Origin of the sequence: Yunchengibacter salinarum (genome assembly GCF_037658235.1) — a bacterium.
GTDB lineage: Bacteria > Pseudomonadota > Alphaproteobacteria > Sphingomonadales > Kordiimonadaceae > Yunchengibacter > Yunchengibacter salinarum.
In genome coordinates, this window is the sequence record NZ_JBBJLN010000001.1 from 237,023 (window position 1) to 262,824 (window position 25,802).

At 65.8% G+C, this 25,802-nt stretch carries 21 protein-coding genes; 11 read left to right on the plus strand and 10 right to left on the minus strand.

Features of this window, described 5'->3' with window-relative positions:
* Positions 1–12 precede the first annotated feature (12 nt).
* Genes WGH93_RS01175 through WGH93_RS01185 form a run of 3 tightly spaced genes read right to left on the minus strand, consistent with a single transcriptional unit; the run spans position 13 to position 2,966 of the window.
* Positions 13–1,494: a M20/M25/M40 family metallo-hydrolase gene (locus tag WGH93_RS01175; RefSeq protein ID WP_374763009.1), complete on the minus strand. Its 1,482-nt coding sequence runs from the start codon at positions 1,492–1,494 to the stop codon at positions 13–15.
* A 33-nt stretch (positions 1,495–1,527) separates the two neighbouring features.
* Positions 1,528–2,163, minus strand: coding sequence for an endonuclease III (nth, locus tag WGH93_RS01180; RefSeq protein WP_374763010.1), 636 nt, complete (start codon positions 2,161–2,163; stop codon positions 1,528–1,530).
* A complete protein-coding gene (locus WGH93_RS01185) occupies positions 2,160–2,966 on the minus strand; it encodes an alpha/beta fold hydrolase (RefSeq protein ID WP_374763011.1) in 807 nt (268 codons plus the stop codon). Before WGH93_RS01185 ends, nth begins: the two co-directional genes overlap by 4 nt.
* Positions 2,967–3,160: 194 nt before the next feature.
* Here WGH93_RS01185 and thrS point away from each other — a divergent pair, with 194 nt between their 5' ends.
* From thrS to WGH93_RS01210, 5 genes are all read left to right on the plus strand, one after another.
* Positions 3,161–5,149: a threonine--tRNA ligase gene (gene thrS, locus WGH93_RS01190; RefSeq protein WP_374763012.1), complete on the plus strand. Its 1,989-nt coding sequence runs from the start codon at positions 3,161–3,163 to the stop codon at positions 5,147–5,149.
* 145 nt (positions 5,150–5,294) lie between these two features.
* On the plus strand, positions 5,295–5,840 hold the full coding sequence (infC, locus tag WGH93_RS01195; RefSeq protein WP_374763215.1) for a translation initiation factor IF-3: 546 nt from the start codon (positions 5,295–5,297) through the stop codon (positions 5,838–5,840).
* Positions 5,841–5,885: 45 nt separating this feature from the next.
* On the plus strand, positions 5,886–6,299 hold the full coding sequence (locus WGH93_RS01200) for an MAPEG family protein (protein ID WP_374763013.1): 414 nt from the start codon (positions 5,886–5,888) through the stop codon (positions 6,297–6,299).
* A gap of 7 nt (positions 6,300–6,306) precedes the next feature.
* Positions 6,307–7,212, plus strand: a complete 906-nt coding sequence (locus WGH93_RS01205) for a LysR family transcriptional regulator (RefSeq protein WP_374763014.1) — start codon at positions 6,307–6,309, stop codon at positions 7,210–7,212.
* Positions 7,213–7,364: 152 nt separating this feature from the next.
* On the plus strand, positions 7,365–8,354 hold the full coding sequence (locus WGH93_RS01210; protein WP_374763015.1) for a glutathione S-transferase family protein: 990 nt from the start codon (positions 7,365–7,367) through the stop codon (positions 8,352–8,354).
* Between the two features lie 5 nt (positions 8,355–8,359).
* Here WGH93_RS01210 and WGH93_RS01215 read toward each other — a convergent pair whose 3' ends face one another.
* Complete coding sequence (locus WGH93_RS01215; protein WP_374763016.1) at positions 8,360–8,947, minus strand: Tll0287-like domain-containing protein; 588 nt, start codon at positions 8,945–8,947, stop codon at positions 8,360–8,362.
* 130 nt (positions 8,948–9,077) lie between these two features.
* On the opposite strand from WGH93_RS01215, the gene WGH93_RS01220 reads away from it, so the two are divergent.
* Entirely contained in the window at positions 9,078–9,941 is an 864-nt protein-coding gene (locus WGH93_RS01220) for a pirin family protein (RefSeq protein ID WP_374763017.1), read from the plus strand.
* 378 nt (positions 9,942–10,319) lie between these two features.
* On the opposite strand, the gene WGH93_RS01225 is transcribed toward WGH93_RS01220, so the two are convergent.
* Genes WGH93_RS01225 through WGH93_RS01240 form a run of 4 tightly spaced genes read right to left on the minus strand, consistent with a single transcriptional unit; the run spans position 10,320 to position 14,714 of the window.
* On the minus strand, positions 10,320–11,513 hold the full coding sequence (locus tag WGH93_RS01225; RefSeq protein WP_374763018.1) for an acyl-CoA dehydrogenase family protein: 1,194 nt from the start codon (positions 11,511–11,513) through the stop codon (positions 10,320–10,322).
* Positions 11,510–13,138, minus strand: coding sequence for an AMP-binding protein (locus WGH93_RS01230; protein WP_374763019.1), 1,629 nt, complete (start codon positions 13,136–13,138; stop codon positions 11,510–11,512). The genes WGH93_RS01225 and WGH93_RS01230 overlap by 4 nt, the downstream gene beginning before the upstream one ends.
* The gene (locus WGH93_RS01235) at positions 13,135–14,034 is read right to left on the minus strand and encodes an SDR family oxidoreductase (protein ID WP_374763020.1); all 900 of its coding nucleotides are present in this window, start codon (positions 14,032–14,034) and stop codon (positions 13,135–13,137) included. Before WGH93_RS01235 ends, WGH93_RS01230 begins: the two co-directional genes overlap by 4 nt.
* A complete protein-coding gene (locus WGH93_RS01240) occupies positions 14,031–14,714 on the minus strand; it encodes a TetR/AcrR family transcriptional regulator (protein WP_374763021.1) in 684 nt (227 codons plus the stop codon). Before WGH93_RS01240 ends, WGH93_RS01235 begins: the two co-directional genes overlap by 4 nt.
* 154 nt (positions 14,715–14,868) lie before the next feature.
* Here WGH93_RS01240 and WGH93_RS01245 point away from each other — a divergent pair, with 154 nt between their 5' ends.
* The 5 genes from WGH93_RS01245 to WGH93_RS01265 are packed head-to-tail and all read left to right on the plus strand — an operon-like array spanning position 14,869 to position 21,478.
* A complete protein-coding gene (locus WGH93_RS01245) occupies positions 14,869–16,476 on the plus strand; it encodes an acyl-CoA carboxylase subunit beta (protein ID WP_374763022.1) in 1,608 nt (535 codons plus the stop codon).
* A gap of 37 nt (positions 16,477–16,513) precedes the next feature.
* A complete protein-coding gene (locus WGH93_RS01250) occupies positions 16,514–17,689 on the plus strand; it encodes an acyl-CoA dehydrogenase family protein (protein WP_374763023.1) in 1,176 nt (391 codons plus the stop codon).
* 9 nt (positions 17,690–17,698) lie between these two features.
* Positions 17,699–18,565 (plus strand): enoyl-CoA hydratase/isomerase family protein, encoded by an 867-nt coding sequence (locus WGH93_RS01255; RefSeq protein ID WP_374763024.1) that lies wholly within the window; start codon positions 17,699–17,701, stop codon positions 18,563–18,565.
* A complete protein-coding gene (locus tag WGH93_RS01260) occupies positions 18,562–20,577 on the plus strand; it encodes an acetyl/propionyl/methylcrotonyl-CoA carboxylase subunit alpha (protein WP_374763025.1) in 2,016 nt (671 codons plus the stop codon). Before WGH93_RS01255 ends, WGH93_RS01260 begins: the two co-directional genes overlap by 4 nt.
* Entirely contained in the window at positions 20,570–21,478 is a 909-nt protein-coding gene (locus WGH93_RS01265; protein ID WP_374763026.1) for a beta-keto acid cleavage family enzyme, read from the plus strand. The genes WGH93_RS01260 and WGH93_RS01265 overlap by 8 nt, the downstream gene beginning before the upstream one ends.
* A 9-nt stretch (positions 21,479–21,487) precedes the next feature.
* On the opposite strand, the gene WGH93_RS01270 is transcribed toward WGH93_RS01265, so the two are convergent.
* Both WGH93_RS01270 and WGH93_RS01275 read right to left on the minus strand, forming a co-directional pair.
* Entirely contained in the window at positions 21,488–22,102 is a 615-nt protein-coding gene (locus WGH93_RS01270) for a porin family protein (RefSeq protein ID WP_374763027.1), read from the minus strand.
* Between the two features lie 100 nt (positions 22,103–22,202).
* Positions 22,203–25,580 (minus strand): TonB-dependent receptor domain-containing protein, encoded by a 3,378-nt coding sequence (locus WGH93_RS01275; protein ID WP_374763028.1) that lies wholly within the window; start codon positions 25,578–25,580, stop codon positions 22,203–22,205.
* Between the last annotated feature and the right edge of the window lie 222 nt (positions 25,581–25,802).

Below are 25,802 nucleotides of genomic sequence, written 5' to 3' on the forward strand. Positions count from 1 at the left end.
GTCGCGCCCGCCCTATAGTCCCTTGAACAGCCGCTCATAAAAGCGGATGGCGGCGGCCAGATGGGCCACGGGCATGTGTTCATCGGTGCCGTGAATCCGCTTCATGCTGTCCTTTGTCAGGCCGAAGGGGGAAAAGCGATAGGTGTTGCGGGCCGCCTGCTGGAAATGGCGGCTGTCCGTGCCCACAATGGTGGTGGCGGGGGCCACCGGCACCGGGCCGAAGCTGTCCCGGATCACGCTTTCCAGCAGCTTGTACCCGTCCGCATCCGTACTGGCGGGCGGCGTGGCATTGCGGCCCGAACCGGCTTTTTCCACCTTCAGGCTGGCGCCCGGCGGCAGATCCTCGGGCATCAGGCTGCGGGCGCGGGCCAGCACGCTGTCCACCGAATTGCGGGGATGAATGCGATAATTCACATAGGCCGTGGCCGCCTGCGGCAGGATATTGGTTTTGGTGCCGCCCCGGATCACGGTGGGGGCAGTGGTGGTGTGCATGGCCGCCGCCACGGTGGGCGAGCGGCCCAGTTCCCCGGCCAACATGTTCTGCGTCAGCCACAGATTGGCGATGGCCATGCGCTGCATCCAGGGCATGTGAGGGGCAACGCTGGTCAGGAAATCGGCCAGCGTTTCATCCAGCACCAGCGGATAGGGATGATCGCTCACCGCCCGCACCCCGCGCGCCAGAAGGGAAACCGCCGTTTCCCGCGCCGGCGCACTGGAATGGCCGCCATCGGCGGTGGCGGTGATCTTCAGCGTCACCGATCCCTTTTCCGCCACCGACACCATGGCGATGGGCGCCTGCACGCCGGGCACCAGGTCCGTCATCAGGGCGGAGCCTTCGTCCAGCGTCCAGTCCAGCGTGATGCCCCGATCCGTCAGCGTCCGGGCCATGACCCGCGCGCCCCGGTCACCGCCAAGCTCCTCGTCATGACCGAACAGAAAGTAAACGTCCCGCGCGGGCCTCTCCCCGGCGGCGGCGAGCTTTTCCGCCGCCTCCAGCAGCGCGATCACGCTGCCCTTGTCATCCAGCGTGCCCCGGCCCCAGATGATGCCGTCGGCCACCACGCCGTCAAAGGGCGGATGGGTCCAGGCGGCCTCGGTACCCTTTTCCACCGGCACCACATCCAGATGGGCGAGAAAGCCCACCGGATCGGCGCCCCCGTCCCGGCCCGGCCAGCGATACATCAGGCTGCCCTGCCCGATCACCTCCCGCTCGGCGACGCGGTGAAAGGCGGGATAGGTTTCGGCCAGATAGGCATGGAGCCCGGTAAACGCCTCACGCGGTAGTGGCGCTTCGACGGATCGGCTGATGGTGCGAAAGCGCAACGCCCCCGCCAGCCGCCGGGCCGCCGCTTCCGCCGCCGCGCCGTCCTCCGGCGGTTTGATTCCCATGGCGTCCAGCGGTGCCGGATCGCCCAGCCGCTCGGCCCGCACCCACATGACGGCCACGAGAATGGCAAAACTGGCGGCCAGCACCGCTATCAGGCGTTTGGTCATGGCGCCTTCCCCCCCCCGGTCGGGCCGGATCAATCATCCGGCGATCTTGTCCTTATAAGCGCACAAATCCCGCACGATGCAAGCGGGACAATCGGGTTTGCGCGCCTTGCACACATAGCGGCCATGCAGGATCAGCCAGTGGTGCGCGTGGCGCATACAGGCTTTCGGCACCACCTTTTCCAAAGCCTTTTCCACCGCCAGCGGCGTTTTGCCCGGCGCCAGGCCGGTGCGGTTGGCGACCCGGAAAATGTGCGTGTCCACGGCGCAGGTGGGGTGGCCAAAGGCGATGTTCAGCACCACATTGGCGGTTTTGCGGCCCACACCGGGCAGGGCTTCCAGCGCGGCGCGGTCTTCCGGCACCTGACCGTCATGCTTTTCGATCAGTTGCTCGCTCAGGGCCTGCACATTCTTCGCCTTGGTATTATACAGCCCGATGGTCCTGATATAACGGGCGATGCCATCGCTGCCGAGCGCGGCCATCTTTTCCGGCGTGTCCGCCACCTTGAAAAGCGGCCCGGTGGCCTTGTTCACGCCCTTGTCCGTAGCCTGGGCGGACAGCACCACCGCCACCAGCAGGGTGAAAGGGTTGGTCCAGTCCAGTTCCCCCTGCGGCTCAGGATTCTGCGCCTTCAGGCGGGCGAAAAAGCTTTCCACATCGGCGCGCTTCACAGGTCCGCCCCCGCCGCGTCCGCGCCCAATGCGGCGGGATCACCGTTCGCCCCCACCTGCCGGGCCAGCGCATCCACCACGCGCACCAGCCGGTCCAGGTCCTGCGGGCGGGACAGGCGGTGGTCGCCCCCCGGCACCAAAATCACATCCACATCGTCGCTTTTCAGCTTGCCCGACCAGTCCATCACCAGCGGCCAGGGCACGTCGGGATCGGCGGTGCCCTGAATCAGGCGAAAGGGAATATCCAGCGGGATCGGGCCCGCCGCCACGCGGTTCCGCCAGCCATCTTCGAACAGGGCGCGGGTCAGGCGATAGGGGTCCGGCCCGTAATCGCTGGGCCGGTCCACATAACCGTCCCGCCGAATGGCGGCGCGGTCGGCCTCATTCAGTTCGTCGTGCCACAGGCGGTCGGTGAAGTCGGGCGCGGCGGCGATGCCCACCATGCCCTTCACCCGGCCAGGGCGCGCCAGAGCCGCCAAAAGGGCGATCCAGCCGCCCATGCTGGACCCCACCAGAATTTGCGGCCCCTGTGTCAGCCGGTCGATCACGGCGATGGCATCCTTTGCCCACAACCCGATGGTGCCATCAGCGAACGCCCCGCTTGAGGCGCCGTGGCCCTGATAATCGAAGCGCACAAAGGCCCGGCCCGCCGCGCGGGCATAGGATTCCAGCCGGGTGGCCTTGCCGCCATTCATGTCCGACATGAAACCGCCGCACCAGACGATACCCGGCCCCGCGCCCGGCGTTCGGTGATAGGCGATGCGGGTGCCGTGCCCGGTTTCCAGATAAGATGGGTCGCTCATCAGGTCTCCTTCCCCCTTTGTCAGCGTGATGCCAGCGTGAATGGCGGTCTCCACCGGCAGTCTTGGCCCGCGCCCGCGCCCCGGTCAAGGTGCCCGGCTCTTGACTTGGCAGCAACGCCCGTCTATCGCCAGCCTGAGGTTCCAACTGATGCCACGCGGCCCCCGCGGGTCGCCCCCTGCAACAGGATACGTCCATGACCGAGATCGCACAGCAATCCGCCCCCGTGACCCTGCGCCTGCCCGACGGCAGCGAGCGCCGCTTTGACGGCCCGGTCACCGGGGAGACCCTGGCGGAGAGCATCGGGCCGGGGCTGAAAAAGGCCGCGCTCGCCATTTATGTGAACGGTGATCTGCGCGATCTGAAGCGCCCGATCCACCAGGACGCGGACGTGGCCATTCTGACCCAGCGGGACGACGCCGCGCTGGATCTGCTGCGCCATGACTGTGCCCATGTGCTGGCCGAGGCGGTGCAGGAACTGTATCCCGGCACGGAAGTGACCATCGGCCCCACCATTCAGGACGGCTTCTATTACGATTTCGCGCCCAAATCCCCCTTCACGGAAGACGATCTGCCGAAGATCGAGGAAAAAATGCGCGAGATCGTCGCCCGCGACGAGGCGATCGAACGGGAAGTGTGGGACCGGGATGAGGCGATCCGCCACTTCGAGGACATCGGCGAGAAATACAAGGCGGAAATCATCCGCGATCTGCCGGAAGGCGAAGAAGTGACCATCTATCGCCAGGGCCCGTGGAAGGACCTGTGCCGCGGCCCGCACCTGCCCAGCACCGGCAAGCTGGGCACCGCCTTCAAGCTGACCAAGGTGGCCGGCGCCTATTGGCGGGGCGACCCGCGCAATCCCATGCTGTCGCGCATTTACGGCACCTGCTGGCGGGACAAAAAGGAACTGAAAGCCCATCTTCACCGGCTGGAAGAGGCGGCCAAGCGGGACCATCGCCGCCTTGGCCGGGAGATGGACCTGTTCCACCTTCAGGAAGAGGCGCAGGGCTCCGTGTTCTGGCATCCCAAGGGCTATCGCATCTGGCTGGAGCTGGAAGCCTATATCCGCGCCCGGCTGGGGGATGCGGGCTATGAGGAAGTGAAATCCCCGCAACTGCTGGACGCGCGCTTCTGGGAACAGTCCGGCCACTGGTCCAAATTCCGGGAAAACATGTTCGTGGTGCCGGATGAAGTGCCCGCAACGGATGCCGACGGCCCGGTCATCACCGGCGATGCCAAGCTGATGGCGCTGAAGCCGATGAACTGCCCGGCCCATGTGCAGATTTTCAAGCAGGGCATCAAATCCTACCGCGATCTGCCCATTCGCCTGGCGGAATTCGGCTGCTGCCACCGCAACGAGGCCCATGGCGGCCTGCACGGCCTGATGCGCGTGCGCCAGATGACCCAGGACGACGCCCATATCTTCTGCCGGGAAGACCAGATCACGGCGGAAAGCGTGAATTTCTGCGCCCTTCTGGCGCAGGTTTATGAAGACCTGGGCTTTACGGAAGTGGAAGTACTGCTGGCCACCCGGCCCGAAACCCGCGCCGGGGAGGATGCCGTCTGGGACAAGGCGGAAGCCGCCCTTGAAGACGCGCTGAAGGAAGCCGGGCTGAAATACAGCTTCGCCCCCGGTGAGGGCGCCTTCTATGGCCCGAAGCTGGAGTTTCACCTGAAGGACGCCATCGGGCGCACCTGGCAGTGCGGCACCCTGCAACTGGATTTCGTCCTGCCCGAACGGCTGGATGCCACCTATATCGGACAGGACGGGGAAAAGCACCGCCCGGTCATGCTGCACCGGGCCATTTTGGGCACGCTTGAGCGCTTTATCGGCATCATGATCGAGCACTATGCCGGGCGCCTGCCGCTGTGGCTGGCACCCACCCAGGTGGCCGTGACCACCATCGTTTCGGACGCGGATGACTATGCCCGCGCGGTCAAGGAAAAGCTGGATGCGGCGGGCCTGCGCAGCGTGCTGGACACCCGCAACGAAAAGATCAACTTCAAGGTGCGCGAACACAGCCACGCCAAGGTGCCCGCCATTCTGGTGGTGGGCAAGCGGGAAGCGGAAGAAGGCAAGGTATCGCTGCGCCGCCTCGGCTCCAGCGATCAGGATGTGCTGGACGTGGACGCCGCCATCGCCACCCTGAAAGCGGACGCCCGCCGCCCGAACGAGACGGTCTAGGCACACCCCGCCCCGCCGCCCGCGCGGTGGGGTGATTTCCCCCTCGCCACACAGGGTTGGCGCGGCTATACTGTGGCGCGTCCGGCCCGGAAGATACCCGGCCCCGGCGCATGGTAAGACGGTTCAACAACGAAGGAGAGCAGACATACGTAAAGGACGCAAAGGCAAATTCGCCGCCCCCCCCAAGCAGGAAGGGCCGCGAGTAAACGGGCAGATCAGGATACCGGAAGTGCGCCTGATCGACGCTGACGGGGAAAATGTCGGCGTGGTGGCCGTGGATCGCGCCATCGAAATGGCGCAGGAATCCGGTCTTGATCTGGTGGAAGTATCACCCGGTGCCAAACCGCCTGTCTGCAAAATTCTGGATTTCGGAAAATACAAGTACGAACTACAGAAAAAGGCCAATATTGCGAAAAAGAAACAAAAAACGCAGGAGGTCAAGGAAATCAAGATGCGCCCCGGCATCGACAAGCACGACTATGACACCAAGATGAAAAAGGTGGATCAGTTCATCGAGAACGGGGACAAGGTCAAGCTGACCATTCGGTTCCGTGGCCGGGAAATGGCACATCAGGAACTGGGAATGGGTGTGATGAACAAGGTGGTCGAGGACATGAAGGAGCGCGTGAAAGTGGAAGCGCGCCCGAAAATGGAAGGCCGCCAGATGATCATGGTCATGGCCCCGAAATAAGCGCGATCACGGGCGCCGGGGCTGCAAAAGGAAGGGAGAGTTCCCATGCTGGATGCGGTGAACGCGGCGCCCGAAGCGCTGATGTGGCTGGGCCTCACGGCTCTGCTCACGGCTGTTCTGTGGGTGCCCTATGTCCTGTCGCTGATTTCCCAGATGGGTGTCGGCCCCGCACTGATGGACGGGGAGCACAACACGCCGCTGCAAGCCCCCTGGGCCGGACGGGCCAGGCGGGCGCACGCCAACGCGGTGGAAAACCTGGCCGTGTTCGCCGCCCTGCTGCTGGCTGTGGTGCTGAGCGGCAAGGCCAGCGATACGGTGGCCCTGCTGGCGCAGCTTTTCTTCTATGCCCGGCTGGGCCATGCCCTTGTCTATATCGCCGGTCTGCCGCTGATCCGAACCCTGCTGTTCTTCGCCGGTTTCATCATTCAGGTCTGGCTCGCCGTGCTGTTGATCGGCTAGGCGAGGCATGGATCTGGCGGCCCTTCGCACCTTTTGCCGCGCCGTGGAAACGGGCAGCCTGACACGCGCCGCCCACAGCCTGCATGTGACCAAATCGGTGGCCAGCCGCCGCCTGTCGGCGCTGGAAAACGAGCTGGGCGCACGGCTGGTTCAGCGCACCACGCGCGGCATCACCCCCACGGATGAAGGCGTGCGGTTTTATGAACGCTGCCAAACCATTCTGGACGATCTGGACGATGCCGCGCAAATGCTGCGCCCCCACAGCGGCGGGCTGGCCGGGCGGCTGAGATTGACCGCCCCGCGCGCCTTTGGCGACCTGCACCTGACCGCCCCCCTTGGCGCCTTCATGACGGCCCATCCCCATATCACGCTGGAATGCCGCCTGACCGACGAACGGGTGGACATTACCGGCGGCGGTTATGATCTGGGCCTGCGCATTGTCGCCCAGCCGGACGACAGCAGCCTGAGCGCACGGGCGCTGGGCGACATTTCCTATGCCGCGGTGGCGAGCCCGGCCTATCTGGCCCGCTTCGGCACCCCGGAAACACCGGCGGACCTGGCCGCGCACCGCTGTATCTTCTACGCCAACATGGCGGCCAGCCAGCAATGGCAGTTCCGCACCGGGGCGGGCCTGGAAAAGGTGCGTGTCAGCGGGCCGCTCACCACCAATTCCGGGATATTTCAGCGTAATGCCTGCCTGGACGGGCTCGGCATCGCCGTGCTGCCGCGCTTTTTCGTGGCGGACGGACTGGCCAGCGGCGCGCTCACCGAAATTCTGCAAGACACGCCCCGCCCGCCCGCCACGCTCTATGCGCTTTATCCTGAAAAGCGGCTGCTTTCCGCCAAGGTGCGCGCCCTGATCGACCATCTGGCCGCCTGGTTTCAGGACCCGGCCCACCGCCGCAATCTGTAGGCCGCATCCCGCCGCCATCATCCGTGTTGCCAAAAACGCAACAGCGGCTTGCACAAACCACCCCTAGTCCTGTCCCCATGACATCCTTACCTGAAAGGGTGAGCATGACCGCAAGGCGATCAAGGCGACACACATATTCAAGGAGCGACCCCATGGGACTGCTGATCGACGGAAAGTGGCACGACAAATGGTATGACACCAAATCCACGGGCGGGCGCTTCAAACGGGAATCCAGCCAGTTTCGCAACTGGATCACGCCCGACGGCAGCCCCGGCCCCACCGGCGTCGGCGGCTTTCCGGCCAGGGCGGGGCGCTATCATCTGGTGGTGGCCAATGCCTGCCCCTGGGCGCACCGCACGCTGGTCATGCGCGCCTTCAAGGGGCTTGAGGACATGATCTCCGTCTCCGTGGTCAGCCCCATCATGCTGGAAGAGGGCTGGACCTATGACGAGAGCGAGGGCAGCACCGGTGATCCGCTCTATGGCCTGAAACGCCATTACGAGCTCTATCAAAAGGCGGACCCCCACTATACGGGCCGGGTCACCGTGCCCGTGCTGTGGGACAAGGAGCGCGAGACCATCGTATCCAACGAATCCGCCGACATCATCCGAATGCTGAACACGGCCTTTGACGATCTGGGCGCAAAGCCGGGTGATTACGCCCCCGAAACATATAAGGACGAAATAGAGGCCATCAATGAGCGGGTCTATCACACGGTAAACAACGGCGTGTACAAGGCGGGTTTCGCCACCACGCAGAAGGCTTATGAAGAAGCCGTTTATCCGCTGTTCGAAAGTCTGGACTGGCTGGAAAGCCTGCTGGCCGAGCGGCGCTATCTGGCGGGCGATCGGCTGACGGAGGCGGACATTCGCCTGTGGACCACGCTGGTGCGCTTCGATCCGGTCTATTTCGGGCATTTCAAATGCAATATCAAAATGCTGAAGGACCACCCCAATCTGTGGAACTTCACCAAGGAAATCCATCAGATGCCCGGCGTGGCCGAAACGGTGAACATGGACCACATCCAGCGCCACTATTACGCCAGCCACCGCACCATCAATCCCACCGGCGTGGTGCCCGTGGGCCGGGGCGCACCGCTGGACACACCCCATGACCGGGACCGCCTGCCCCGCGCCGCCTGATGCGGCTATGGCACAGGCATGGTCCGGGTCAGGGTAAAGGCGCCGCGCAGATCGCCGGGTTCGAAGCCGGTGGCCTCATCCGCCGGGTAAAGCCGGTCCAGCGCGGCCTGAATATCAGGCGAAAGGGATGTGCCATGACACAAGGTGCACACATCGCCCATGATGATGGGCTTCATATAGCGGAATGTGCGGCTGCCGTCCCGCTCGCGGGCCAGGGTGCGTTCCAGCGTGGCCGCGTCCCTGCCACGGGCGATTTGCAGCATGAAGGCGCGCAGGCCCTCCCGCTCCCACGCATCGGGGGCGTTGGCCGGGTTGCGCAGGCGATGGCTGGTGCGGCCCACGGTCCAGCCATGGGTGTCGCCCACCCGCTCGGCGATAGCGGGGGCCCTTTCATGGCACACCCTGATCCCGGCCACCGGCCCGCCCTTGCTGATCGCGGCTTTCAATTCGGCCTTGAGCGCGGTGGCGAACGCACGGGTCACGGTGCGGGCCTCCACCGTCAGGGCGCCGGGCACCCGGCCCTGTTGCAGGGCCATGGCCGCAACGGCGCCGCCCGCCAGCACCAGAAACCCCAAAAGTCCAAGAAGTCGCATGGTTCTGCTCCCATTGCTGCCGCTTTTACTGTGCGGCCGGTCGGGCAGGGGCGCAATCCGGTGCGACCAAATGCCAGTCTTTCACACTAGCCAGTCTTTCACGCCAACCGGCCCACACAGGACATCAATCATGACCCAGACCACCGAACACCCCCGCCCGCTGACAGGGCTGTTACCCGCCAACCGGCAAAGCGAAGGCGCCGGTGTGACCGTACACCGCACCATCGGCACACCGCGCGCCGACCATGTGGACCCCTTCCTGCTGCTGGACGAATTCCACATTCCGGCGGACGCCAAAGACGCCGGTTTTCCCGATCACCCCCACCGGGGCTTCGAGACGGTCACCTATATGCTGTCGGGCGTGATGCACCACGGCGACACCAGCGGCAACAAGGGGCGAATCGGCCCCGGTGACGCCCAGTGGATGACCGCGGGCAGCGGCATCATCCACAGCGAAATGCCCGAAAGCATGGATGGCGAACCGGTGCACGGCCTGCAACTGTGGGTCAATCTGCCGGCGGCGGACAAAATGATCCCGCCGCGCTATCAGGACGTGGCCGCCGAGCGTATTCCCACCATGACGGGCGACGGCTTCCGGGCACGGGTGATCGCGGGCACGCTGGCAGGCACCACGGGCCCGGTGGGTGATATTGCCGTGCAGCCGCTCTATGCCGATGTGACGCTCACGGGCGGCGAACCGGCCCGGTTGAACGTGCCAAAGGGGCACACGGTACTGGCCTATACGCTGACCGACGGGCTCAAGGCGGACGGCCATGCCATCCCCGCCCACTGCCTCATGGGCTTTGGCGACGGCGACCATCTGGCCCTGACCGGCACGGCAGGCAGCCGCTTCATGCTGATTGCCGGGCACCCCATCGGGGAACAGGTGGCGCGCCACGGCCCCTTTGTGATGACCACGCGGGACGAAATCCACAAGGCGATAGACGATTATCGCCGGGGCACGCTGGTGCGGGACAAGGCGGTGGTGGATTAGGGGGTCTTTTGTTCCGCTCACGCAAGCGTGCTGCGCACGCGCTCCGCTAGGGCGCCGCACTTGCGGCGGGCCACGGTCGTGGCCTCCGGCGCTGCCGTGGACAGCACCGGTAGAGGCAACGCCCGGTGCGAGAGGGACGGGGTTGTTTACCGCTCACGCAGGCGTGCTGCGCACGCGCTCCGCTGGGGCGCCGGGGCGCGGTCGCGCCCGTTGGTTTGATTTCACGCTTGGGTGCTGCGCACCCCGCTCCAAATGGGCGCCGCAGGGGCGGCGGGCCACGGTCGTGGCCTCCGCTCATCCAGCAAATGCGGGATGGCGGTAGAGGCAATGGCGGTGCGGGCGGGGGCTGTTCTTTTGGCGCACAGCGCCCGGAAAGGGTCACACGAGGCCCAGTTGGCGGGCGGCCAGGTCTTTCATGATCTCTTCCGATCCGCCGCCAATGGCGTTGACACGCACCTCGCGGTAGATGCGTTCCACGCGGCCAATGGGGCCGCCGCGCATATAGCTGGCCCCGCCGATGATCTGCATGGCCTCGCGGGCGCAGAATTCCATGGTCTGGCTCGCCTCCACCTTCAGCAGCGCGATATCCCCGGCGGGCTCCGGCGTGCCGTCCCGCTCCGCCCGGTTCAGCGCGTGGGTCACATGATCCAGAAAGGCCGTGCCCACCCGGATGCGGCGGGCCATGTCCGCCAGCTTGTGGGCGATCACCTGATGCCGGTTCAGGGGCTTGCCGAAGGTTGTTCGCTCCGCCGCCCAGCGCGCCGCTTCCTCAAGGCAGACACGGGCGAACGCCAGCGCCTGCGCCGCCATGGTCAGCCGCTCGCCGTTGAAATTGCGCATGGCCGCCGCAAACCCCCGCCCTTCGGCGCCCAACAGGTTTTCCGTCGGCACCCGCACGTCATCAAAAAAGATTTCCGCCGTGTCGGAGACCCACCAGCCCTGCTTTTTCAGGTCGCGTCGGCTGACGCCGTCACTGTCCGCCGGGATCAGCAGCAGGGAAAGCCCCTCCGCCCCCGGCCCGCCGGTGCGGACCACGGTGGTGAACCAGTGCGCCCGCATTCCGCTGGTGATATAAATCTTGGACCCGTTGACCACATAGCTGTCCCCGTCCCGGCGCGCGCGGGTCTTGATGGCCGCCACGTCGGACCCGCCGTCCGGTTCCGTGATGGCCAGCGCGATCAGCCTGTCCCCGCTGAGCACGGGCGGCGCCACGGCCTGCTTCACCGCATCCGACCCCAGCGCCAGCACCGGCGGCAGGCCGATGCCATGGGTCATCAGCCCGGCCACCAGCCCGCCCGCGCCGGGGCGGGAGAGTTCCTCCGCCGCGATCAGGCCGTGAAAGCGGTCCACGCCGTCGGTCCAGCCGCCAAGGTCTTCCGGGTAGCCAAGCCCGATCAACCCCACATCCGCCGCCTTGCGGTGCAGATCGAAGGGAAAGCCGCCCGCCTCCTCCCAGGTGTCGATGTTCGGCATGATCTCATTGTCCACAAAGGCGCGCACGCTCGCCCGCCAGGCATTGTGGCTATGGTCCATATGGGGGCAGACCGGACGGCTGGTGTCGAAATCCATCATGGTCGGGCGCCTTCCCGTGCGCGCCTGTCCCGTTCGGTGGCCATCGCCCGTGCCGCCTTGTAATCCGCCTTGCCATTGGGGCCACGGGGCACTTGATCCACCAGATAGACAGCCTTGGGCGCCTTATAGGGGGCAAGCGTGTCATGCACATGGGCGATCAGGCGTTCCGGGTCCAGCCCGGTGCCTTCCACCACCGCCGTCACCCGGCTGCCCCAGCGCGGATCGTCCACGCCGAACACCAGCGCGTCCGCCACACCGTCCGCGCGTTTCAGACATTCTTCCACCTCTTCCGGGAAGACCTTTTCACCGCCCGTATTGATGCAGCCGGAACCGCGCCCCAGCAGGGTGATGGTGCCATCCGCCGCCACCATGGCCCAGTCACCGGGGATGCACAGCCGCTCGCCGTCGATCATGCGATAGGTGGCCTCGGTCTTTTCCCGGTCCTTGTAATAGCCGCTGCCAATGGTGCCGCCATGGGCGATCAGGCCCATTTCGTCGCTGCCGGGGGGGACCGGCGTGCCGTCTTCCCGGATCACGCGGCAGCCTTCCACCGGGCTGAGCGTGGCGGTGGCATTCACCGCGCCCTTCTGGCTGAGCGCCACACCGAACCCCATGGTCTCGCTGGAGCCGAAAATGTCCGCGATCACCAGATTCGGCAGCAGGGCCAGCAAGCGTTCCTTGATTTCGGCGGTGAGCATGGCACCGCTGGACAGCAGCACGGCCAGCGCGCGGGCATCCGCCACATCCGCGCTGCCGCTCTCCAGCGCCTCCACCAGCGGGCGGGCGAAGGCATCGCCCACAATGGCCATGTGGCGCACGCCGCTTTCCCCCACGGCGCGCCAGTGCGCCACCGGGTCGAAGCCGCGATCATTGGACACGGTGACCACCGGCTCTCCCATCACCAGCGCGTTGAGCGCGGTGGAAAGCCCCGTCCCGTGCATCCACGGACAGGCGGGGAAAAAGGGCGTCGGGGCCTGACGCTCCCGGATCAGGCGGGCATGATCGTCCGTGTCATCAGGCACCGGCGCCAGCCGGGAAAAAGCGGCGATCTGCTGGCTGCGCAGGGCATGATGGGTCCACACCACGCCCTTGGGCATTCCGGTGGTGCCGCCCGTATAGACCATCAGCGTATCGTCATGCCCGTCCCGCCCCGGATCGAGCGGGGTGCCGTCGCCCCCGGCCAGCCGGTCGAAATCCTGAGCCCAGGGGCGCGCCGTTCCCCCCTTTTGCAGCCAAAGCCGCACGGCGGGCAGCCGGTCGCGCACCCGATCACAGGTGGCCGCGAAATCCGCATCGAACGACACCGCGGCAGCATCGGAATTGGCGATCACATGGGCCAGTTCCGTATCCCGGTAGCGGTAATTCACGTTCACATGCACCAGCCGCGCCTTAAAGCAGGCGGCCAGCAATTCGGGATAGGCGGTGCCGTTGCGGTGATAAAAGGCCACCTTGTCGCCGGGCACGAGCCCGCCATCCAGCAGCGCGCGGGCCAGCGCATTACTGCGCCTGTCAAAGCTGGCCCAGTCCGTCACCGCGCCGTCATGCACCAGGGCCGGGGTGGCAGGGTCGATGGTGCGGGCGGTCAGGTCCATCAGATCGCCGAAATGCCAGGCTGTGGCGGTCATGGCGTGTCCTTTCCCTTCTGATCGATTTCCTGCACCGCCTTTGGGGGCACATAGCGGTGAAAGCCCTGATAGCGGGTGACGTGCCCGGCATCCTCCAGCGGAAAGATCGGGCGGCCCTGGCTGGCGCCGCCGTCCACGCGCAGCCCCGCGCCGGTGATGAAGGCCGCCGCGTCCGACAGCAGGAACACCACCGGGGCGCTGATCTCGGCCTCCGTGGCCAGCCGCTTCAGGGGCACATGACGCTTCATTTCCGGCACCATGGCGCGGGAAAAGCTTGGGTCATACTGGTCCATGCCGCTGGAGGCCACCCAGCCCGGCGCCACGGAATTCACCCGCACCCCGGCGCGCGCCCATTCCACCGCCATGGTCTTGGTGAGATTGTCCATGCCCGCGCGCGCCGCGCCCGAATGGCCCATCACCGGCATTCCATCCCAGAAATCGGCGGTGATATTGACGATCGCGCCGCCGGTCTTCTCAAGAGACTGGTTGAACAGCTCCCGCGCTACCAAAAAGCCACCGGTGAGATTGGTACTCACCACCGCTTCGAAACCGCGCCTGGAAATATGTTGCAGGGGGGATGGGAACTGCCCGCCCGCATTGTTCACCAGATAGCGGATCGGCCCGCCTTCCAGCATGGCCGCCACCGCCGGCTTCACGGCGTCCTCGTCCCGGATATCAAAGGCATGGGCCGTGGCGCTGCCGCCATCCTCGGCGATTTCCGCCGCCACCCCCTGCACTTTTTCCGCCTTGCGCCCGGTGACACACACATGGGCGCCCAGCGCCGCCAGTTCATGGGCGATACAGCGGCCAATGCCGCTGCCCCCGCCGGTGACAATGGCGCGCTGCCCGGCGAACAGGCCCGGCCTGAAAAGGCTGTCATAGCCGTGATCCGTCATGACTCCCCCATCCCTTTTCCGCTATTGGCGCCGCCAGCCGCGCGGGCGGACAGCCAGTCCGACACCATGGCGATCCAGCGGTCCAGAATGTCCGGCACGGATGCTTCCCGCCCGGCGATCATATCCTGCACCAGAAGGCCGCTCATCAGGCAGCGGGAAATGGTGGTGATGGTCACCAGCGCTTCCCCGTCCGCCGCCAGCGGCCTGAGCGCGCCCCCGATCAGGCCCTCGAACTCATCATACCAGCCACGCAGTTCCGGCGCGATGCGCGCGCGAAGCGCCGGATCGGTGCGGGCCGTGGTCATCAGTTCCAGCAGGGCGGCATAATCGGGCGTGCGGAACTGCTCGGCCCAGGAGCGGCGAATCAGCCGCGCCAGGGCATCCGGTTCCCCGGCAAGCTCGCGGCCCGCCTGCTCGGCCCAGCGCACGGCACGGGCCAGCAGGCGCGCCGCCACGCTGGCCATCAGCTCTTCCTTGCTGGGGAAATGATATTGCAGCGCCCCTTGGCTGACTCCAGCCCGAACCACCACCCGCTTGATGGACGTGCCCTCATAACCATCTTCCGCCAGCGCATGGGTGGCGGCCACCAGCACGCGCTGGCGCATGTCCGCGCTTTTGCGGCGCTGCCGCGCCCCGGGGCGCGGCGGGGTTTCAGGCTCTGTAATCTCTTTGCGGGTCACGCCGGAAATTTCCCCTCGCTCTGGCCCTCAATCCGTCCAGCCAATCCGCCGGCCACGCCGGAGAGGCTTGACGGCGGCCCTGTCAGCACCCTACTGTAAAAAAACAATATGGTCGAATTGTTTTATAGCGACCACCGGGAATCGGGAGATGCCCATGCCCGTCCTGCAGCCCAGCCTGCCGGACAGTGACCGCCGCGCCGCCAACCGGGCCGCCCATCTGGCCCTGATCGACGAGGTGCGCGGGCTGGAAACACGCATTGCGGAGGTATCCGCCCGCGCCCGCCCCCGATTCGAAAAGCGCGGCCAGTTGCTGCCACGGGACCGGCTGGCCCTGCTGCTGGATCGGGGCGCCCCCTTTCTGCCGCTGTCGGCGCTGGCGGGCTACCGAATGCACGACGATGACGGCGACAAATCCATATCCGGCGGCGGCTGCATTGCCGGAATCGGATTCGTGGAAGGCGTGCGCGTGGCCGTGCTGGTCAGCGAAGCGGGCATCAAGGGCGGGGCTGCCACCCCCATGGGGATGCAAAAGACCCTGCGGCTTCAGGCCATCGCGCTGGAAAACAATCTGCCGCTGATCCAGCTTGTGGAAAGCGCGGGCGCCAATCTGTTCCGCCAGTCGGACATGTTCGTGCCGGGCGGGCGCACCTTTGCCAATCTGGCGCGAATGTCGGCCAGGGGGCTGCCGGTGATTTCCGTGGTGCATGGCTCGTCCACCGCGGGCGGTGCCTATCAGACCGGGCTGAGCGATTATGTGATCGCCGTTCGGGGCCGGGCACGGATCTATCTGGCCGGGCCGCCGCTTTTGAAGGCCGCCACCGGCGAAGTGGCCGAAGAAGAAGAGCTGGGCGGCGCGGACATGCACTATCACCGGGCCGGCACCGTGGACTATCTGGCCGAGGGTGACGCCGACGGCCTGATCCGCGCGCGCGCCGTGGTCCGGGGGCTGAACTGGGACCGGCCCGCGCCGCAACGCGCCGTGGCCGCGCCGCTGCACGACCCGGATGGCCTGCTGGATCTGGTGCCCGTCAACCCGAAGGAGCCCTATGACGCGCGCGGCGTGATCGCCCATCTCGTGGACGGTTCCGCCTTTGAGGATTTCCGCGCCGGTTACGGACCCCATACACTAACGGGCCAGGCCCGCCTGTTCGGCCATGATGTGGGTATCATCGCCAATAACGGCCCGATCGACCCGGACGGCGCCGCCAAGGCCGCCCAGTTCATCCAGCTTTGCTGCCAGACGGGGCGCCCGGTGATCTTCCTGCAAAACACCACCGGCTTCATGGTGGGCCGGGAAGCGGAACAGGGCGGCGTGGTCAAGCATGGCTCCAAGATGATTCAGGCGGTCACCAACATGACCGTGCCCAAGCTGACGCTGCAAATCGGCGGCGCATACGGCGCCGGGAATTACGCCATGTGTGGCCGGGCCTTCGACCCCCGCTTCATCTTTTCCTGGCCGAACGCCCGCATCGCGGTGATGGGCGGAGAGCAGGCGGCGGGCACCATGCGCGAAGTGGCACGGGCCGGGGCACGGGCCAAGGGGATCGAGCCGGACGAGGAAGCGCTGGCCGCCATGGCTGACGGCGTGATCCGCCAGTACGAGGCCGAATCACGCGCGCTTTTTGCCACGGCGCGGCTGTGGGACGACGGCCTGATCGATCCCAGACACAGCCGGCAGGTTCTGGGTCTGGCCCTTGAAACCGCGCTGGAGGGGGACCGGCGCCAGCCGCGGCCAAGCCATATGGGTGTGCCGCGCCTGTAACATCATCACACATGGCCGGGGGAGGGCCTGATCACGAATGCAACTGACAGAGCAACACCGCCAGATCGCCGACACGCTGGAAAAGCACATCCACAAGCGGATCAATCCGCATGTGTCTGAGTGGGAGGAAGCAGGCATCTTTCCCGCCCATGAGGTGTTCAGGGAACTGGGCGCGCTGGGGCTGCTGGGTGTCACCAAGCCGGAGAAAAACGGCGGCCTTGGGCTGGACTGGTCATACGGCGCCGTGGTGGCGGAGGCACTGGGCCATATCACCTGCGGCGGCGTGCCCATGGCCATCGGCGTTCAAACGGACATGGCCACACCAGCGCTCGCCCGTTTCGGAAGCGAAACATTGCGCCGTGACTGGCTGGCCCCGACCATTGCGGGGGATATGGTGTGCTGCCTGGGCGTGTCGGAGACCGGCGCCGGGTCGGACGTGGCATCCATCCGCACCACCGCCCGCCGGGACGGGGGCGATCATATCATCAATGGCGGCAAGATGTGGACCACCAGCGGCACACAGGCGGACTGGATGTGCCTGCTGGCCAATACGGACGGCGACCACCCCCACCGCAACAAGACCCTGTTCGTGCTGCCGCTGAGGGACGACAGGGGGGCGTTGCGGGACGGCATTCACATTGCCCGCAAGCTGGACAAGCTGGGCATGAGATCCAGCGACACGGCGGAATTCAGCTTTGAGGACGTGCGCGTGCCCGCCCATCACATGATCGGCGAGCCGGGCATGGGCTTCACCTATCAGATGATGCAGTTTCAGGAAGAGCGCCTGTGGGGCGCCCTGTCGGCCCTGATCCCGCTGGAAAAGGCGATCAGCGACACCATTGCCTATACGCGGGAACGCAAGGCGTTCGGTCAGAGCATTCTGGACAATCAGACCGTCCATTTCACCCTGGCCGAATTGCAGACCGAAGTGGAACTGCTGCGCGCGCTGACGTGGAAAGCGGTGGAGGACATGGTGGCGGGCAAGGACGTGACCAAGCTCGCCTCCATGGCCAAGCTGAAGGTGGGCCGCCTGATGCGGGAAGTGACCGACAAATGCCTGCAATACTGGGGCGGCATGGGCTTCATGAACGAAACGCTCATCACCCGCCAGTGGCGGGACGGGCGGCTGGCTTCCATCGGGGGCGGCGCCGACGAGGTGATGCTGTCCATCATCTGCAAGCTGATGGGCACCCTGCCCCCTCGCAAGGGTTGAGGTGCGATCATGGTGAACACAGCCCACCTGCCGACGCTTTCGGAAATGACCGCGCGAGCGCACCCGGACCACCCCTTTGCGCTGGTGGCCCGCTTCAACCGACCGGACCAGCGCAACGCCCTGACCGGCCAGACCGTGGACGATCTGACCGCGCTGGCCACCGCCATCACGCTGGGCCAGACCGGCGTGCGCGCCCTGGTGCTCACCGGTACGGGCGGCAGCTTCTCAGCGGGCGGTGATCTCAGCCGTTTTTCCCGCGATGCGGACGGGCTGAAAAAGGCCAACCGGGCCTTTGGCGCCCTGCTGATGATGCTGGACCGGCTGCCCGTGCCGCTGATCAGCCTGGTGAACGGTGCCGCTTTTGGCGGCGCGGTGGGGCTGATGGCGGTCAGCGATCTGGTGATCGCCCGAAAGGATGCGAAAATGGCCATGAGCGAGACCACGCTGGGCCTGCCACCGGCCCAGATCGCCCCCTTCGTGGCCGCGCGAATCGGGCGCATCCGGGCCCGGCAGATGGCCCTGCTGGGCGGCCATCATGACGGACAAAGCGCCCATGCCCTTGGCCTGGTGGATGAGACCGCCGAAGACAACGCGGCGCTTGAAACCGCGCTGGCCCGTCATCTGGGCAATATCCGCCGCACCGCACCGGAAGCCAATGCGGTCACCAAGGGACTGATCAACCGCACCGGCGCGGAGGTGACGGAAGCCACGCTGGACGCGGCGGCGGATGCCTTCATGACGGCCATGGGCCGATCCGAGGCGCAGGAGGGCCTGCGCGCCTTTCTGAACAAGGACACACCCGACTGGGCTGAAACGGAAGCTGAAACGGGGGCCGAATCGGGGGCGGACACCCCCCCGGATGAGGCCCGCCCATGACCATGCGCCCCTTCACAAGGCTGCTTGTGGCCAATCGCGGCGAGATCGCGGCGCGCGTGATCCGCACCGCCCGCGATGAAGGCTATGAGACAGTGGCCGTGCACAGCGATCTGGAACCCGATGCGCCCCATGTGGCCCTGGCCGATCAGGCCGTTTGCATCGGCCCGGCGGCCCCGGCGGAAAGCTATCTGAACCAGGCGGCCCTGATCGCGGCGGCCCGCGCCACCGGGGCGGATGCCGTGCATCCCGGCTATGGTTTTCTGTCGGAAAACGCCGATTTTGCCGAAGCGGTGGACGCCGCCGGGCTGGTCTGGGTCGGGCCCACGGCGGAGTCCATCCGCCTGATGGGGGACAAGGCCGCCGCCAAACAGGCCATGGCGGCGGCGGGCGTGCCGCTGCTGCCGGGTTATGACGGCGCCGACCAGAGCCATGAAACCCTGACCGCACAAGCCCGGCGCATCGGCTTTCCCCTGATGGTCAAGGCTGTGGCCGGGGGCGGTGGCCGGGGTATGCGGCTTGTGACCGGGGCCGACGCCCTTCCCCATGCCCTGGACAGCGCCCGGCGGGAGGCGGAAAGCGCCTTTGGCGACGGGCGCCTGATCCTGGAACGAGCGGTGGCGAAGGCGCGCCATGTGGAAGTGCAGATACTGGGCGACGGCACGGGCCGGGTGCTGCATCTGCATGAGCGGGACTGTTCCCTGCAACGCCGCCATCAGAAAGTGATCGAGGAAGCGCCCGCCCCCGGCCTGCCGGATGCAAGCCGCGCCGCCCTGCTGGATGCCGCCATCAAGGCGGGGGAAGCGGTGCGCTATCGCGGCGCGGGCACGGTGGAATTTCTGTATGATCCGGCGGAAGACCGCATCGCCTTTCTGGAAATGAACACCCGCCTGCAAGTGGAGCACCCGGTGACGGAGGCGATCACCGGGCTCGATCTGGTGGCCTGCCAACTGGCGGTGGCATCGGGCGCGGGGCTGCCGGTGACACAGGATGATGTGCGGCTTGACGGCCACGCGGTGGAAGCCCGGCTTTATGCCGAAGACCCGACCCGCGACTTTCAGGGGGGCGGCGGGCCAGTGCCGCTGTTCAACCCGCCCGCCGGGCCGGGCATCCGCGTGGATGCGGGCATCGCCAGCGGCGGCACGGTGCCCACCGCCTATGATCCCATGATGGCCAAGATCATCGCCCATGGCCGCGACCGAGCCGAAGCCCTGCGGCGGCTGAACCGCGCCCTGGGCGATCTGGTGCTACTGGGGCCCGCCAGCAATCTGGCCTTTCTGCGGCGGTTGCTGTTGTTGAAGGACATGGCCGAAGGCACGCCGCACACCGGCCTGATCGCCGACCATATGGCGCCCTTGACCGCCCCCGACCCGAACCGGCAATCTTCCCTGCTGGCACTGGCCGCCCTGCTGGCGCTGGACTGGGCGCCGGATGACCCGCTGTCCGGCTTTGGCGGCCTTGCCGGCCCCGGTTTCACCCTGGCACTGGCGGAAGGGGACCATATCCATGTGCTGGGCGTGGCGCCGCACGGAAATGGTTTTACCCTGACCCTGCCGGATGGCCGCGCGCATGACCTTAGGGCGCTTTCCCGCCACGGTAACGCGCTGGAAGCGCGGCTGGATGGCGCGCGGCTGACCGGCGCCGGGCATCGGGTGGCGGACCCCGGCGGCGGCGAAACGCTCCATGTCTGGACGCGGGGCGATCATCGGCGCTACCGGGACATCAGCCGCCGACCGGCTGAAGGCGACCGGGCGGCAAACGGCGCGCTGACCGCCCCCATGACGGGCACTGTCACCGCGATCCATGCCGAAAACGGCGCCGCGCTGACAAAGGGCGATGCGGTGCTGACACTGGAAGCCATGAAGATGGAACACACCCTGACCGCCCCGCTGGACGGCATACTGCACGACCTGACCGCCCGCGCCGGGGATCAGGTCGCGGGCGGGCATGTGCTGGCCCGCATCGTGGCGGCGACGGACCCGGAAACCTCCACCAGGGAGCCCACCCATGAATGACAACACACCTGACGACATGAGCGACACCCCACATGATCGGGCCATCGTCACCTGCGCGCTGACGGGCGTGCTGACCGACCCGGAAAAGCATCCGGTACCGGTCACACCCAAGGAAATGGCCAGCGAAGCCCGCGCCGCTTTCGAGGCGGGCGCCAGCATCATGCATGTGCATTATCGGGATCAGCGACCCGGCAAGGGACACCTACCCAGCTTCGACCCGGCCATTGCCGCCGAGATCAATGACGCCATCCGGGATGCCTGCCCCGGCGTGCTTATCAACATGACCACCGGCGTGCCCGGCAATGATTACGGCCATGTGCTGGACTATCTGAAGGCGTGCAGGCCGGAAATGGCGGCCTGCAATGCGGGCAGCCTGAATTATCTGAAAACCCGCCGGAACGGCGAGTGGGCCTGGCCGCCCATGCTGTTCGACAATCCGGTGGACAAGGTGAAAGCCTTTGTGGACGTAATGCGCGACCACCAGATCGTGCCGGAATTCGAATGTTTCGATCTGGGCATTGTGCGCAGCGTGGGGCTGTATATGGAAAACGGCATGGTGCCCCATGCGGATTACAATTTCGTCATGGGGGTGGCCAGCGGTATGCCCGCCGATGCGGACCTGCTGCCGCTGCTGATCCGCTATCACCGGGCGGGCGAACCCTGGGCCGCCACCGTGATCGGGCGGCAGGAAATCTGGGACGTCCACCGCCGGGCCGCGGAACTGGGCGGCAATCTGCGCACCGGGCTGGAAGACAGCTTCTATCTGCCATCAGGCGAAAAGGCCCGCAGCAATGGCGAGATGATCGCCGCCCTGGTGGCCATGGCGGAGGAAACGGGCCGCACCATTGCCAGCCCGGACGAAACCCGCGCCCGGATCAACGCCCTGAAAATAACGGGGTGATCACCCCCCTTAGAACCGCACGATGAACCCGGCGGACAGGGACCACTGATCCACCGACAGGTCCAGGCCATCGGTGTTCACGTCGGACGAAATGAAGCGCCCCACGCCGCGCAGGGAAACCAGCGGCAGGATGCCGTATTCCACCCCCAGGCCCAGCCGCGTGGCGGTGGAACTGTCGCGTTCCTCGAACCCGCCATCGCGCACCAGCACCCTGGCGTCCCCCAGGCCGAGCGTGGCGAAGATCAGCGCGTCTTCAAAAGCGATGCCGCCGAGCGCGTCAAAGGCCCATTCGCGCCCGGCCACGATGTCGCCCACGGACGGGTCCCGCACCACGGCATCGAACTGGTCGATCCGCGCCTCCACCCCGGCCACGATGCCGATGGGCAGATGCAGACGATAGCCGATCAGGCCGCCATATTTGAGATCGCTGGCATCCAGATTGGGCGTACCGTCGCCCTGTATGTCGATGGAACTGAGCCCCGCTTCCGCCCCCACATAAAGACCGCCGAAATCGGTGTCCGCCAACACCGGCGACGCGGACAGGACCAGCGCCAGCGCACCGGCCAGAACACCCGCCAGCGGGCGAATGAAAGAGCGGGTCGGATCGGCTGAAGATCGGGTCATGGAAGCCTCCCGGACGGGGCACCGACATATCGCTGCCCGTGGTTGAAAAAAGGCGGCCCCCGATCAGGGACCGCCCATGGGTTTCAGGCAGGGCCTGGCATCAGAAACCGAACTGGAACCCGGCATAGATGACCCGTCCACGGGGATCATGGGTGCGGGTTTCGAACCCACCGTCCCCCAGTACGGGCGGCGGGCGCTGGTCCAGAACATTGACGGCGCCGATATTGAAGTTGGTGCCGTCAGCCATGCCCCATTTGTTGCTCAGGTCATAGCTGTAGAACAGGTCCACCGTGGTGTGGTCGCCCACCTTCACCAGATCAAGCGGCTGGCTCAGGTCCGGCAGGCCATTGGCCGCCTGCGTGGCGAAGGTGGAATTGTTGTCATCGATCAGGCGGCCCACATGGCGCACCACCACATTGGCCATGTGCCGCTCATTGACCCAGCTCACATTGGCCTGGCCCCGGAATTCCGGGATCGGATCGCCGAAGGTGTCCCGGTTGCGGAAGCCCGCCAGATCCACCCCTTCACCGCCGCCGAAATTGGGCAGATTGTAGCTTTCCACCCAGGTCATGGAGCCGCCAATGGTGAAGGTGCCCGCATCCGTGTCGAACACATAATCGGCTTTCACATCGATGCCCTGGGTATTGATGAAGGCGGCATTTTCAAACTGGTTGTTGATGGCGATGATGCCGCCGGACGACGGGTCCAGGAAGACCTGGCTGCCGATCAGGGATGTTTCGCCGCCGAGCAGCGCCCGGTTCACCAGCTCCTGTGCCGATTCCTGGATGATCACATCCCGGAATTCGAAGCGCCAGCCGTTCACGTCGAAGGTGAAGCCGTTAAAGGGCTTCCAGGTGAAGCCGGCGGTGAAGGTGTCCGCCGTCTCCGGGCTCAGATCCTCCCGCCCCGTGGTGCGGATGGCGATAAAGGGGGCGGCATCGCTGCGCGGATCGTTCACGCTGTTCAGGCTGGTCTGGTTGCCGAACTGCTGGAACACGCTGGGCGCCCGGAAGCTGGACGACCATGTGGCCCTGAGCGAAAGATCCGGCGTCGGGTTATAAAGCAGGCTCACCTTGGGGTCGAGCGTGTCACCCACGCTGCCGCCATAATCCTCATAGCGCAGCGCGCCGGTCAGCTCCAGATCCTCCGTGATGGGGAACAGAAGCTCGCCGAAAAAGGCATAGACATCCCGGCTGTCGTCAAAGTCCCGCGCGCCCTGCACAAAGAGGAAATTGTCGTTATTGGTGTTTTCGTCATAGTCATAGGCCAGCCGCTCATCCCGATACTGGAAGCCGAACGCCGCCGAAACCGTGCCGCCCGGCCCTTCGAACAGCTCACCGGTGGTCACCGCGTCCCAGACGCTGATGGTGCTGTCGATATCGATGCTCACCGTGCCCATGATCCAGTTCATGATATCGTCGGAATTGCGCACATTGGTGGTGACGGGCGCGCCGTCCGGCCCGATGATCGGGTTGAAGCCATCATCCAGCACCGGCACCACGGCATTTTCATCCCCCACCAGGCCGCTGCCGAAGGGGTTGAAGAATTCGCAGCCCTGGGTGCCGGGAATAATCGCGTCCGGCGCGCAGTTCGGCCCGCCAAAGCCCTGAAGGGCCAGGAAGAAGCGGCTTGCAACGCCGTCCCCCACATCGAAGTTGAAATCATTTTCCGCCCGCACGACGGACAGGTCATAGGTCCAGCTTCCGCTCAGGTCACCCTTCACGCCGCCCATCGCCCGCCAGGTGTCGCTGTTATGGTTGGACGGGTTGGGGTTATTGGGATCATTGGTGAAGTTGGACCCTGGCGTGCGCCCGGCCCACAGCACATCCGTGCGGAAGGTGTTGAACGGATTGTTGGCCGCGATCGGCACGGTCTGGGTGATGGGGAAGTTGGAGTTGCCCCGCGTGGTGCGGTTTCTGGCGAAGGAGAAGCTGCCATAAATGGTGGCCTGATCGGTCACGTCCGCCTCGAACTGGGCATAGCCCTGCAAGCGTTCCTCATCCGGGACCAGATCGAACTGATTGTTGAAGTCATAGCCGCAGCGGCCCACCTGGGTGGTGGAGCCATCCAGCGGATTGGTGAAGGTTTCCGTCAGCGGCACCACATCGTCAAACTGCTCGGCTGCGGCGGCACAGTTCGGGTCCGGGAAGAAGGGCGTGGCGGCGCCGTCCGGCGCGCCCGGATTGGCAAAGCTCAGCATGTTGCCGGTGATCGGCACGGGAAATGCGCCGCTGGCATTGAGCTGCTGCGCCACCGCATCGGCCAGGCTGACACCATCCGCCACCAGATTCGGGTCGGAGAAGATGGCATTGTACACCTGTGCCGAAAGCGCATCGGCAATGCCGTCCGCGCCGAGGGAAATCGGCCCGTCCCCCAGCCCCAGCGCCTGGGCCACCGGCCCCGGAATGAAGGCCACGCCTTCGCCATTGGCGGGGTTGGGCGGGCGGAAGCCCCCCGCCTGCCCCGCGGGCGGAACCCCCGGAAGGCCGGTCAGCCCCTGAATGTTCGGGAAGGGAATCTGTGGCGGCGAGGGATTGGTGGTCACGCCCAGTTGCGCCAGTTGATCCGGCACCGGCGGCGCCGGAAAACCGGACGGCAGCGCATTGGTGAAATCGGGCTGGACCTGATCGAACAGGGACAGGAAGGCGATGGTGTCTGTCAGATTGTCGCCAAGTGGCACGGTGGGCAGAATGAAGGTGCCCGGCAGGCCGGTGGTGGTGGAGATGGACACATTCTGCGCCAGCGCCTCTTCCGAGCGCAGGTCCCGGTCCCGCTGGGACAGGTTGGAGCGATCCATATAATTGACCGCCGCCATCACGCTGACCCGATCGGACTGCCAGCCGGTGATGGCGCCCACGGTGATATCCCGCTGGTCGGTGCCGTCCACATGCTTGACCTCACCGGTCACTTCGAAACCTTCAAAGTCATCGCGGGTCTTGAAGTTGACCACACCCGCCACGGCATCGGAGCCATAGAGCGGCCCGGCCCCGTCCTTCAGGACTTCCACGCTTTCCACCGCGATGGGCGGCACCAGCGAAGCGGTATCCACGAAGCCCACGCCGCCATCGGTCTGCGAGCCGGATACCACGGTGCGCTTGCCGTTCAGGATCACCAGCGTGGATGCCACACCCAGGCCCCGCAGGTTGATGTTGCTCGTCCCCGTGGAGACGTTCTGTGTGGTGGCATCCGGGTTGTTCTGCGCACCATTGTTGATGTTCAGATTATTGGCGAATTCCGCGATGCGGGTCACGCCGGCCATTTCCAGGTCATTCCGGCTGGTCACATCGATGGGGCTGGCCGTGCTGGCTTGCGAGCGGCGCTTGATATAGGACCCGGTGACGGAGATTTCCTCCACCACCAGCATGTCGTCCCCGCCCTCCTCATCGGTGGACTGGGCGTGAACACCGCCGGACAGGGCTGCGACAGACAGCACCCCGACAGAGGCAAGAGCGGTACTCGCCTTCAAGGCAAACTTCATGGATTTTCCCTCCCTGAGTGAACGGCGACCGGTTTGTTACCCTGACAATCCCATCTCCCCAGACGGATTGTTCGGGCCGGGTTTTTTGCCGGTCTTGACGCAAGTTTCAAGACGGATCACGAAAAGGTCAAGACAATCCCCATGCCAAAGGGCGAATTTCACAAGACGGTCATGGCCTTGTTGCTCAAAAGGCACGCGCGGCCACCGACGGATCAGCCCGCA